This is a genomic window from Gardnerella sp. CCPDSM, from assembly GCF_056754715.1.
Genome location: NZ_JBQEQO010000058.1, coordinates 1 through 549, shown reverse-complemented (window position 1 = coordinate 549; position 549 = coordinate 1). Strand labels below are relative to the sequence as shown.

Below are 549 nucleotides of genomic sequence, written 5' to 3'. Positions count from 1 at the left end.
GAAGGTGAAAATTATCCTGAGTCTGAACACCCGTATAAAGGTGGAACAAGCAAACTGTGGCATTACGTTTCAGCTGACAGTATAAGTAGTTTTAGAACGTTCGCTTGGGCAAGAGTTAAAGATAAAGACATTGAGGCTGCTAAATTCACGGCTGATAAGGCTATTTCTAAACTAACCATAGTAGAAGATTCCATATCTTCAATGGTTAAAAAAGGTGATTTTGGTAGTTTTATGCAGCAAAACTATAACAGTTTCCTTCTCGGGTTTAACCATTCGAGTAAATACGTGCAAATAACACCCGGGCAGATAGAGCTTTACGATGGTGAAGTTGATGAGGATCATAAAAGAGCTGTTTTTGATAAAAATGGGAACAACTTCTACCGTAACGGCGTGTATATTGGCTATGTTGGAACCGGCGAGTGGGAAGAAGATAATTCTCACAAGGGTCTAGTTTTTCATCTTACTAACGACGGAAAGTATATGGCTTTCGCGCAGCGTAAAACGGCTGATGAAGAAACATACGCTACTATGCTGTGTTTTTCACGTTCG

Annotated in this window: 1 pseudogene; it reads left to right on the top strand. The window is 39.9% G+C overall.

From position 1 onward, the window contains the following. Positions 1 to 549: pseudogene (locus tag ACTJLE_RS06495) on the top strand (hypothetical protein); the annotation flags it as partial.